The sequence below is a fragment of the Schaalia vaccimaxillae DSM 15804 genome (genome assembly GCF_000420425.1).
Classification (GTDB): Bacteria; Actinomycetota; Actinomycetes; order Actinomycetales; family Actinomycetaceae; genus Pauljensenia; species Pauljensenia vaccimaxillae.
On the sequence record NZ_ATUX01000006.1, the window covers coordinates 158,982 to 169,433 of the forward strand.

At 56.8% G+C, this 10,452-nt stretch carries 11 protein-coding genes and 1 tRNA gene; 1 reads left to right on the top strand and 11 read right to left on the bottom strand.

All coding sequences use genetic code 11. From position 1 onward, the window contains the following. Positions 1-78 precede the first annotated feature (78 nt). Complete coding sequence (locus tag G439_RS0103735; RefSeq protein ID WP_022867850.1) at positions 79-672, bottom strand: ANTAR domain-containing response regulator; 594 nt, start codon at positions 670-672, stop codon at positions 79-81. Between the two features lie 65 nt (positions 673-737). On the opposite strand from G439_RS0103735, the gene G439_RS0103740 reads away from it, so the two are divergent. Next, positions 738-811 (top strand) — tRNA-Leu (locus G439_RS0103740). A gap of 120 nt (positions 812-931) precedes the next feature. Here the strand turns inward: G439_RS0103740 and G439_RS0103745 are convergent. The 10 genes from G439_RS0103745 to G439_RS0103790 all read right to left on the bottom strand — a co-directional run bounded on the left by G439_RS0103745 (position 932) and on the right by G439_RS0103790 (position 10,451). Continuing rightward, complete coding sequence (locus G439_RS0103745) at positions 932-1,141, bottom strand: hypothetical protein (protein ID WP_424133823.1); 210 nt, start codon at positions 1,139-1,141, stop codon at positions 932-934. Positions 1,142-1,419: 278 nt separating this feature from the next. Further along, positions 1,420-2,868, bottom strand: a complete 1,449-nt coding sequence (gene pyk / locus G439_RS0103750) for a pyruvate kinase (RefSeq protein WP_022867852.1) — start codon at positions 2,866-2,868, stop codon at positions 1,420-1,422. Between the two features lie 70 nt (positions 2,869-2,938). Next, positions 2,939-3,904: a prolipoprotein diacylglyceryl transferase gene (gene lgt, locus G439_RS11070; RefSeq protein WP_022867853.1), complete on the bottom strand. Its 966-nt coding sequence runs from the start codon at positions 3,902-3,904 to the stop codon at positions 2,939-2,941. After that, complete coding sequence (gene trpA, locus G439_RS0103760; RefSeq protein WP_022867854.1) at positions 3,901-4,713, bottom strand: tryptophan synthase subunit alpha; 813 nt, start codon at positions 4,711-4,713, stop codon at positions 3,901-3,903. Before trpA ends, lgt begins: the two co-directional genes overlap by 4 nt. Next, a complete protein-coding gene (gene trpB, locus G439_RS0103765) occupies positions 4,710-6,005 on the bottom strand; it encodes a tryptophan synthase subunit beta (protein WP_022867855.1) in 1,296 nt (431 codons plus the stop codon). Before trpB ends, trpA begins: the two co-directional genes overlap by 4 nt. A gap of 1 nt (position 6,006) precedes the next feature. Then, complete coding sequence (trpC, locus tag G439_RS0103770) at positions 6,007-6,852, bottom strand: indole-3-glycerol phosphate synthase TrpC (protein ID WP_022867856.1); 846 nt, start codon at positions 6,850-6,852, stop codon at positions 6,007-6,009. An 88-nt stretch (positions 6,853-6,940) separates the two neighbouring features. Continuing rightward, entirely contained in the window at positions 6,941-8,506 is a 1,566-nt protein-coding gene (locus tag G439_RS0103775) for a chorismate-binding protein (protein WP_022867857.1), read from the bottom strand. Continuing rightward, a complete protein-coding gene (gene hisI, locus G439_RS0103780) occupies positions 8,503-8,868 on the bottom strand; it encodes a phosphoribosyl-AMP cyclohydrolase (protein WP_022867858.1) in 366 nt (121 codons plus the stop codon). The genes G439_RS0103775 and hisI overlap by 4 nt, the downstream gene beginning before the upstream one ends. Positions 8,869-8,925: 57 nt before the next feature. Beyond that, on the bottom strand, positions 8,926-9,573 hold the full coding sequence (locus tag G439_RS0103785) for a prepilin peptidase (protein WP_424133824.1): 648 nt from the start codon (positions 9,571-9,573) through the stop codon (positions 8,926-8,928). A 41-nt stretch (positions 9,574-9,614) separates the two neighbouring features. Further along, positions 9,615-10,451 (bottom strand): shikimate dehydrogenase, encoded by an 837-nt coding sequence (locus G439_RS0103790; RefSeq protein ID WP_022867860.1) that lies wholly within the window; start codon positions 10,449-10,451, stop codon positions 9,615-9,617. Between the last annotated feature and the right edge of the window lies 1 nt (position 10,452).

Here is a 10,452-nt window from a genome sequence, read left to right on the forward strand (position 1 = left end):
CAAAACTGGGTGTGCCACAAGCCCAAGCAACAAGTGGGGCCCGACGTCTAATCACGCCGGGCCCCACTTTGAGCTTCGTCACTCTTCGACCTGATCAATAACCGCGTCAGCAACTTCGCGCATAGACAGGCGCCGATCCATGGATGTCTTTTGGATCCAGCGGAAGGCCTCCGGTTCGGTCATTCCCATGTTCTTCATGAGAAGACCTTTGGCACGATCTACACGTTTACGCGTTTCGAAGCGGTCGGAGAGGTCCGCGATTTCCTCTTCGAGGGATTCGATTTCCTGGTGACGCGAAAGGGCGATTTCGACGGCCGGGATAAGGTCCGCAGGACTGAATGGTTTGACGACATATGCCATGGCGCCTGCGTCGCGTGCGCGTTCCACGAGTTCTGTCTGGCTGAAGGCCGTGAGCATGACCACCGCGCACGACAATTCCTGGAGGATTTTCTCCGCTGCGGTGATGCCATCCATCTTCGGCATCTTGACATCCATCACACACAGATCTGGTTCGAGTTCGAGTGCCATCTGGACTGCTTCTTCGCCGTCTGCAGCCTCGCCAATGACGGCGAAACCGGCAGAGGTCAGCGTCTCAACAATGTCGAGACGGATGAGGCCTTCATCCTCTGCGACCAGTACGCGACGCGGTTCTGTCTGTTCTTCAGCAGTCATTTGTCTGTCCTCGGTTTGGTAGGTGATCGTCGTCTATTCTAAAGTGTCCATGTGGCAAACATGTAGCCCCGATAGCCCAACTGGCAGAGGCGGTCGGCTCAAACCCGGCTTGTTGTGGGTTCGAATCCCACTCGGGGTACTGCACACATCGTGGTCAGAGGCTATTTTAGGCCTCTGACCACGACTTTTATTGTCTATGCGAGCGTATGTCCCAGCTATAGCAAAGCGGCACCATCTATGATGGTGCCGCTCATTGCTGTCATGCGACCGGAATCAGTTCCAGGCCTAAGAAACGTGCTGCCGCTCCGCGCAGATCTGGAACATCCAGATCGGAGATAGCCTGAGCGATTGTCATGTCGTTGAACTCGGCGTACCAGGGTTTGACTGCCTGAGACAGCCCTTCGACACTCAGGTTGTTTGCTTGGCGATCAAGCATCGTCGCATGGACCGACACGGTCCGGGTATTCATATTCAATTTCTTCTCCATCATTCTTCATTCATCGGCGCAAGCAGGTATGTGCGTTGTTCGCACAGGCAACCTGCTGGCGTTGGTCTGTTTTGGATCGACTTCGTTTTGAAGGCATCCTTTGCCTGTTGTCAATAACGTCAACGTCGTAACCACAGCAAGTATTCCATTTTGTCACAGTCTCATCAAGATGTCCACCACTTATCACTAAGCAGCAACCTTGTGTTCATATGCAAGATGCCGCCCCGTCAGGAGCGGCATCTTGTCAAAGCACTATCAGATCAACGGTTGGAAGCCCCGCCAATCGAATAGTCGACCTCGTCGCCGACCTCGTGCACTCGCAACATGTTGGATGACCCAGCGGTACCCGGAGGCATGCCTGCGATGATGACCAAGTCGTCGCCTATCTCTGCGAGATGGGAATTTTGTACAACCTGATCAACCTGCCAGACCATATCGTCAGTGTGTTGAACCTGGGGGACTCGGTAAGTCTGAATACCCCACGACAGCGCGAGTCGCCTGCGAGTGGATTCAAGAGGGGTAAAAGCCAGCATGGGGATGGGCCTGCGCAAACGCGACATCAGCCTTGCTGAAGTGCCCGACTGGGTGAAAGTCACCAGATACTTCGCGTCCAGATGTTCAGCGATAGAACCTGCGGCATCACAAATCACGCCAGCCCGATCATTGACGAAGTATCCGGGAAGAGCAGCAATGCGTTCGCCACCGTTTTCTTCGGTTGACTCCACGATACGGGCCATAGTCCGAACGGCTTCAATGGGGAACGCTCCAATAGAGGTTTCACCAGAGAGCATGACGGCGTCAGCTCCATCAAGGATGGCGTTAGCACAGTCAGAGGCTTCTGCACGGGTTGGACGAGGATTCTTAATCATCGAATCCATCACCTGCGTGGCGACAATGACCGGCTTAGCGGCGCGGCGCGCCAGCTCAATCGCACGCTTTTGAACCAACGGCACCGATTCGAGAGGCATTTCGACGCCCAGGTCGCCGCGAGCAACCATAATGGCATCGAAGGCGTCGACGATCTCATTGAGAGCATCCACGGCCTGAGGCTTTTCAATCTTGGCGATGACGGGGATGCGATGGCCCATCTCATCCATAATTGCATGCACGTCTTCAACGTCTGCCGCATTACGCACGAAGGACAGAGCAATGAAGTCCGCGTTCTGTTCAATCGCCCAGCGCAGATCTTCTTTGTCCTTTTCCGACAGAGCGGGAACAGACACAGCGACACCGGGAAGATTCAGGCCTTTGTGGTCTGACACAACGCCGGGGACCTCAACCTTGGTGACAACGTCTGTAGCAGTGACTTCAATGACGCGCACGGCGACATTTCCGTCGTCAATGAGCAAACGGTCGCCCGGAGCGCAGTCCCCCGGCAAACCTTTGAAAGTGGTGCCCACCAGTTCCTTAGTTCCTGGGACCTCGCGAGTGGTGATGGTGAAAGTATCACCAATCTCGAGAGCTTGAGGTCCGTCCTCAAAGGTTTCCAAGCGAATCTTTGGACCTTGTAAGTCAACGAGGATGGCGACGGCTCGACCCGAGGTGTTAGAGGCTTTACGAACCTTTTCAATCACTGCCTCGTGTTCGGCAGGGCTGCCGTGAGAACGGTTGATGCGTGCGACATCCATACCGGCGTCGACAAGCGCTTGGATCTGTTCAGAAGAAGCGGTTGCAGGACCGATGGTGCAGACAATTTTTGCTCGGCGCATAGCCCCAGTCTACCGGCAAGCGGGACCTTGATCCCCCTCATCGGCATGTCGCCGGCGTGATGCTAACCATTCATTCCTCAAGATTTGACGAAGAATTGACTTGTTCTTCAATCTCTACTGAGGCAATGCTTGCGTCAACCTCAAGTCCAAGAGCATCTTGAGGATCGCTCACAGTCAGGCCATCACTCTGAGCGCCGTCCTCATCATCGGCTGGCCTCTCATGGGGCAGCAAAGCCGTCGACGCACCGCGTTTGCCAGCAAAGACAAATACAGCAACACCCAACGCGAAGATCAGAATCGACGTCCAAACATTGAGTCGCACGCCCAAAATGTGTTCGGCCTCGTCGATTCGCATGTATTCAATCCATGCCCGGCCCAAGGTGTACGCCATGAGATACAGACCAAAGACTTGACCGGATTTGAAGGTCCGACGGCGGTCAATCCACACAATGAGGGCAGCCATCGCCAGGTTCCACAGACACTCATACAAGAAGGTGGGGTGGAATAGTGTCCCGGACTCGAAGCCAGCAGGCAGGTGAGCATCGTCAATCTGGAGTCCCCACGGCAAGGTTGTTGGCCCACCAAAGAGTTCCTGGTTAAACCAGTTGCCCCAACGTCCAATCGCCTGAGCCACCAGCAGCGCCGGTGCAATTGAATCAGCGATAGGACCGAGTCGTTGACCTGCTCGTTTGACCGCAATCCAGGCTCCGAGGGCGCCAAAAGCAACACCGCCCCACACCCCCAGTCCCCCACGCCAAATTTGCAATGCCAGCCACGGGTCACCGCCCTCGCCAAAATACGCGGCAGGTGACGAGAGGACGTGGTAAAGACGAGCCCCAATGATCCCCAGAGGGATCGCCCACAATGCGACGTCGTACATAAGCTCGGGATCTCCCCCGCGCTTCCGGTAACGCTTACCTGTGTACCACACGGCAACAGCCATGGCAGTGACCATGATGATGCCGTAGGCGCGCAGCGGAACGGGACCAAGATGCCATACTCCGACCGACGGTGAAGGAATTGCCGTGGCGATCATTGACGCACACCCTTGACTCCGCGGGCAAGCTCGCAAGCCAAATCTGACAAGTCTCCCAGCGCCCGGTCAAAGGGTTCAGCGAAAAGCGTCTTGACAAGAGCTGATCCAACAATCACGCCATCAGCGTATGCACCAATTTCGCGAGCCTGATCTCCCGTAGAAACCCCCAATCCCACACAAACGCGCTCCGCGCCGGCTGCGCGAGTGCGTTCGACAACACCCTGGACCTGCGGGCCAATCGACGCACGAGCACCGGTGACTCCCATTGACGAGGCCGCATACACCCATCCACGTGAATGCTCACAAATGAGGCGCAACCTGTGTTCGGGAGACGAAGGAGCCGTCAGATAAATGCACTCCAGATCATTGAGTTCAGCGGCCTCTTCCCATTGGTTTCCCTCCTCAGGGGGAAGATCGGGAGTGATCAGACCAGAACCGCCAACAGCCGCAAAGTCCCGGGCAAAACGCTCCACACCCCACCATTCGACGGGATTCCAATAAGTCATGACGCAGGTTGGGATCCCATACGAGGTTAACTCGTCCGTTGCGTAGAAGAGATCCTCAATATGGATTCCGCGTTCCAACGCGGCAACTGTGGCTTTTTGGATGGTGGGCCCATCCATGCCTGGGTCAGAGTATGGAAATCCCAATTCGATGATGTCCACGCCAGCGTCGGCAAGAACCTTCCCTGCGCGAATGGAATCATCAACGCTGGGGAAGCCCACAGGCAGGTAAGCGATGAGAGCGCAGTCACCGCGTCCACGGGCAGCATCTATTGCAGCGGCTGAATGGCCCGCTCGATCCGTCATTCCTGATCTCCTTCGTCATCAAGACGCGCAACACCACTTGGTCCAGCACTTGGGTCGATCACCTGCAAGCTGGCTTCCCCCAAAGAGAACCACTTGGAGGCAGTATCGATGTCTTTATCGCCCCGCCCCGACACAGTCACTATGACAATCGGTTCCTGCCCAGGCTCGAAAGACCCCTCGGCTTCCGCCTTTGCTCGAGCCCATTGGCGAACGCCAGCCAGGGCATGAGCTGACTCGATCGCCGGAATAATGCCTTCCGTTCGCGACAGCCTCAAGAACGCATCCATAGCTTGTTCATCGTTAATCGGCATGTATGTTGCGCGCCCCGAACGTGCCAACCACGCATGTTCGGGACCAACTCCGGGATAGTCAAGACCAGCTGAGATCGAATGGGAAGCCTTGGTTTGACCATCGCGTTCTTGCAACACAAAAGTTCGGGCCCCATGCAAGACTCCTGTTTCCTGGGCGGTGATCGAGGCAGCGTGGCGTCCTGTCTCCATACCGTCACCAGCGGCCTCGCATCCCAGGAGTTCCACCTCGTCGTCGTCAAGGAAACCCGTGAAAGTACCGATAGCGTTGGATCCGCCGCCAATACACGCGCAAACCATGTCAGGGAGGCGGCCTTCGCGTTCCAAAAGCTGCGCCCGCGCCTCGTCACCGATTACTCGTTGAAGATCACGGACCAGCTCCGGGAATGGATGGGGTCCTGCCGCTGTCCCGAAAACGTAGTTCGTTGTCTCAACATTGGTCACCCAGTCACGGAAGGCCTCGTTGATGGCATCTTTGAGCGTCTTTGACCCGGCCGTTACAGCAACCACCTGCGCGCCGAGCATTTGCATACGCGCGACATTGAGCGCTTGACGTTGAGTATCCTCGTGGCCCATGTAGATCGTGCATTCAAGCCCGAGTAACGCGGCCGCCGTCGCAGTGGCGACTCCATGCTGACCGGCCCCCGTTTCTGCAATCACACGCGTTTTTCCCAATTCTTTGGTCAAGAGCGCCTGTCCCAACACATTGTTGATTTTGTGAGAACCCGTGTGGTTGAGATCCTCACGCTTGAGGAAGACTCGGACACCACCAAGATCGTCGGCAAATCGAGGAGCCTCAGTCAGTAGCGAAGGCCGACCCGCATAGTTAACAAAGAGATCGCGCAGGCGCGACTGGAAACCGCGATCTTTCCAGAGCCGCTTCCATTCGCGTTCAACCTCTTCGAGGGGTCCCATGAGGGATTCGGCGACGAAGCGGCCGCCGAAATCGCCAAAATATGGGCCGTGCGCATCTGCCAATGCCATGTCAGTCCTCCTGTCGTGCGGCGCGGACCCGCGCCTTGCGGTCTGTCAGTAGTGCGGGATGTTGGCCTGCAGAAACCATGTCGCGCACAGACTCGCGGGGGTTACCCGAAGTCACCAGAGCCTCGCCAACGAGGACGGCGTCTGCACCCCACTTGGCGTATTCAAAGACGTCGTGAGAGTTGCGGACCCCCGATTCAGCCACTGCTATAACGTCCTGAGGGATCACATCAATAACCTGTTCAACAACATCGCGGTCAACCTCTAGGGTCTTTAGGTTGCGCGCATTCACTCCGATAATGCGTGCGCCCGCATCCATTGCCCTCAGCGCTTCCAGGCGTGAATGGGTTTCAACCAACGCTTCCATTCCCAAAGAACGTGTCCTCTCCAGGAGGGAGACGAGGGCGGGCTGCTCCAATGCGGCAACGATCAGTAGAACGAGGTCGGCTCCGTGAGCACGGGCCTCGTGAATTTGATAGGGAGTGACGATGAAATCCTTACGCAAAACGGGGATATCGACGGCAGCCCTGACAGCGTCGAGGTCGCGTAACGTGCCTCCAAAACGACGTTCTTCTGTCAGCACCGAGATGGCCGTAGCTCCACCCTCTTCATAGATAGAAGCCAGTGCCGCCGGGTCGGCAATATCGGCGAGATTGCCTTTAGACGGGGAAGAACGTTTGACCTCTGAAATGATCGAAACGGCCCCTGGGGTCGCATTGAAAGTGGCACACACGTCCTTCGCGTCGGGCGCTTTGAGGGCAAGCCTCTTGATCTCTGTTAGATCAACAGCATTCTCTCGGTCCCGCAGGTCCTCAAGAACACCGGCAATGATGTCATCAAGCACTGTCATGGTCGACTCCTCCTCGTGCCGCCTCGGCATGGCGATGCTATCGCCCCTCGATGATGCGCCCACAATCGGCCCATCATCCGGGCCGCTGTCACACGCCGGGGATTACGTCCCCCAAAGTTGAGGCACGCAGTACTGACTCCAGTGCGGCCGCAGCTTTATTGCGTGTCTCTTCGTATTCCGTGGTCGGCACCGAATCTGCGACTAAGCCCGCACCCGATTGCACAGAGGCAACTCCATCTCGAATTGAGGCGGTGCGGATGGCAATCGCAAGATCGGCGTCACCTGACAAGTCGAAGTAGCCGATCACTCCCCCATAGATTCCGCGTGCAGCGGGTTCGAGGTCATCGATGAGTCGAATGGCTCGAGGTTTGGGAGCTCCCGATAGTGTTCCCGCAGGGAATGTTGCCACCAGGGTGTCCAGGGCATCGACATCCGGGCGAAGCTCGCCTGTGACGGTCGACGAAATGTGCTGGATGTGTGAGAACCTCTTGATTTCCATGAGGGTGGACACTTCAACCGAAGCTGGATCGCACACTTTCGATAGGTCATTGCGAGCTAGATCGACCAGCATCACATGTTCGGAAAGTTCTTTGGGATCGGCAAGCAAATCCTCGGCCAGTTCTCGGTCCTGCGCGCTGTCGCGGCCACGAGGACGCGATCCGGCAATGGGATAGGTCCACACCCGTCTTCCCTCGGTTTTGACCAGTGTTTCAGGTGAGGATCCAACAACTTCAAAGTCCTGTCCTTTGCCGTCAGGCAGCCGCAGATAGAACATGTATGGGGACGGGTTGATGGTGCGTAGCACTCGGTAAACATCGAGGCCGGACGCGTCGGTGTGCACATCGAGACGCTGAGACAAAACGATCTGGAAAGCTTCCCCGTCGCGAATTGCTTCCTTTGCAGCATGAACTGCAGACTCGAAATCTCGCTGCTGTGTGCGGTGGCGAACTTCAGGCTGACGCGCATGAGGGCGCTTGCCTAGAACTGATGGAGCAATCGGAGACGCCAAATCTTCCGTCATACGGTCAACGCGTGCCAAAGCATCATCGTAAGCAGCATCAACATGGTCATCATTGCCATTCATATTCCATGCGATAGCGATCAGCCAGATCGACCCGTCTGAGTGGTCAATGGCAGCCACTTGGGTGGCCAGGCATAGTGACGCGTCTGGGATGTCTGATTCCTTAGGAGCCATCGCTTGGAGAGTCGGTTCCCATTCGGGGATAATCCCCCACCCAAGGGAACCGACAAGAGCGCCCGTCAGCGGTGGAAGCCCGGGAATGGACTCGGCGTGCAAAGTGGCCAACGCACAGTGCAGGACGTCCAGGAGAGAGCCTTTTTCGAGGGCGCCCGCGGGGCACTGGCCCTGCCAGGAGGCTTGACCGTCGCGCGCCACGATTGCTGCCGACGAGGAGGCGCCGATAAATGACCACCGTCCCCAGGCTCCATCGTGTTCGGCTGACTCAAGGATGAAGCTGCCGTGTTCTCCATGGACAAGCTGACGGTAGACACCCACTGCGCTCAATTCGTCAGCGAGGACTTTACGGGCGACAGGGATTACTCGCCGTTCCTGGGCAAGTTCGTGGAAGCGCTGCCGACTTGGCCACGTCTGTCCCCATTCGAGTTCGACGCGATTCGTTGTTTCAACATTCATGATTGTGGCCTCTGTCCGACTACTGCACCCAGGTCTCCGCCCTCGTCAAAGCATGATCGTGCCCCCGTGTGGCAAGCTGCTCCGACCTGATCGACCGTCACCAAAAGCGCGTCTCCATCGCAATCTAAATGCACCGATTTCACATATTGGGCGTGGCCAGATGTGTCACCTTTGCGCCAAAATTCCTGGCGTGACCGCGACCAAAATGTGACTCGTCCGGAGGTCAGAGTCCTGTCGAGAGCTTCGTCGTTCATCCATCCGAGCATGAGGACTTCTCGGGTGTCATGCTGTTGAATGATGGCTGCGAAAAGGCCGTCGGCGTCGCGCTTGAGACGCTGTGCGAGGGTTGGGTCAATAGTCACGTCGTCATTCTTCCATTAAAGGGGCTACTCCCGCTGATCCGGCCACGTCAGGTTCAATTAGAGCCAGTCTGGAACAATGCCCCACAAGAGATGAGCAGCCAGTGCCGCACCAATAAGCCAGGGCCCCATTGGCATGCGCGCCCCCGTGCCGGCCGTGCCAACGACCAGTCGCCAAAGAGCTGCAAGCCCCGCGGCAACAAAAGCCAAGAGGAATCCTCCGATAGCTGCGTCGATACCGACGGCGCCAACCATTGCTCCCAGGACAGGAGCAAGTTTGACGTCGCCAAATCCCAGCCCTCCGGGCATTCGATTGAGTATGAAAGCGGGAACAAACCACAGGGCGGAACCAGCAGCTGTTTGCCATACAAGGCTGGCAGGATCAGAACTTGTCACGAGGCCGCAAGCAATACCAAAGATGACGCCTAATGCCATCACTTGTGTATAGCCGTTGGGCAAACGATGGGTGCGTGCATCAACGACAGCTGATAGCGAGCCCACCATCGCTACGGTGATAACGGCCGGAGCTGCAGGACGCTCCTGAGCAGCAACCACGGTGACAGCCCCAATGATGACCGCAGCCCAGACGACGGCGTTTCTCTTCATGGGAGCCAAGGTGGCGTCGACGAAGTACCGGCGCTGAATTTTCCATCCTTTCCGCCACAGCCACGCCGTGAGAGCTAGCCACGTGAAAAGTCCTGAAATCAATGAGAAATCCTGGCCAAACTGACCTGAAAACGAATCAAAAATCATGCGGATGCGTCTTTCAGAGCTTGCCGCATGACATCGATATTGGGGTCGTGCCCGGTCATCAGTCGCACCTGGAGGGCAGCCTGGTGAATAAGCATGTTTGTTGCCTCCGCAATGCACGCCCCTGCAGATTCACAGGCCTGTCGCAAAGCGCTTCGAGGCTGGTTGTAGGTGACGTCTAGCAGGCTTTGATGATCTGAAGGTGTCCACACACTGGTCAATTCGTCTGCAGCTCCAGCCGGAACGGTCGAAATAATAATGTCGGCGCGTTGTAAGGCTGAAGCGGCTTTTGCGGTGTCGCTCCACATGACTTCATCGATACTCACACCCAGCCTGGCAGCAGCGGGTACCACTGATCCTGGGCCGCCAAATCGACGGGCAATGACCGTTGACCTGGCGATCCCTAGCGTTCCAAGCGCTGCTAGCGCGGATGAAGCCGTCGCCCTGGCACCCAAAATGACTGCACTACGCGCTTGAGGTAAGTCAGCCTCTTCTCGAGCTTGACGCAGAGCCGTGACAATCCCATGGACATCGGTGTTGAAACCTGTGAGTACACCGGCTGACGGGATGACCGTATTCACGGCTCCAACCGCATGAGCTAGCGGATCTAGAGCATCCAAGGCAGGGATAATGACCTGCTTGCAGGGCATTGTCACCGATAACCCGCGGCATTGTGAATCTAAGGTCCGAACGAAATCAACGGCTTCGTCAGCCTGGACTTCAATCCGGTCATAAACCCACGTTCCATCCAGCCCAATAGAATCCCAGGCGGCACGATGAAGCACCGGAGACAATGAGTGCTCGATCGGAGAACCGATGACCGCTGCCCAAGGCACA

What these genes read in the sequence shown, in the direction of transcription:
- G439_RS0103735 (WP_022867850.1), bottom strand. Translation starts at nt 672, where the DNA reads ATGACTGCTGAAGAACAGACAGAACCGCGTCGCGTACTGGTCGCAGAG.
- G439_RS0103745 (WP_424133823.1), bottom strand. Translation starts at nt 1,141, where the DNA reads ATGAATACCCGGACCGTGTCGGTCCATGCGACGATGCTTGATCGCCAA.
- pyk (WP_022867852.1), bottom strand. Translation starts at nt 2,868, where the DNA reads ATGCGCCGAGCAAAAATTGTCTGCACCATCGGTCCTGCAACCGCTTCT.
- lgt (WP_022867853.1), bottom strand. Translation starts at nt 3,904, where the DNA reads ATGATCGCCACGGCAATTCCTTCACCGTCGGTCGGAGTATGGCATCTT.
- trpA (WP_022867854.1), bottom strand. Translation starts at nt 4,713, where the DNA reads ATGACGGATCGAGCGGGCCATTCAGCCGCTGCAATAGATGCTGCCCGT.
- trpB (WP_022867855.1), bottom strand. Translation starts at nt 6,005, where the DNA reads ATGGCATTGGCAGATGCGCACGGCCCATATTTTGGCGATTTCGGCGGC.
- trpC (WP_022867856.1), bottom strand. Translation starts at nt 6,852, where the DNA reads ATGACAGTGCTTGATGACATCATTGCCGGTGTTCTTGAGGACCTGCGG.
- G439_RS0103775 (WP_022867857.1), bottom strand. Translation starts at nt 8,506, where the DNA reads ATGAATGTTGAAACAACGAATCGCGTCGAACTCGAATGGGGACAGACG.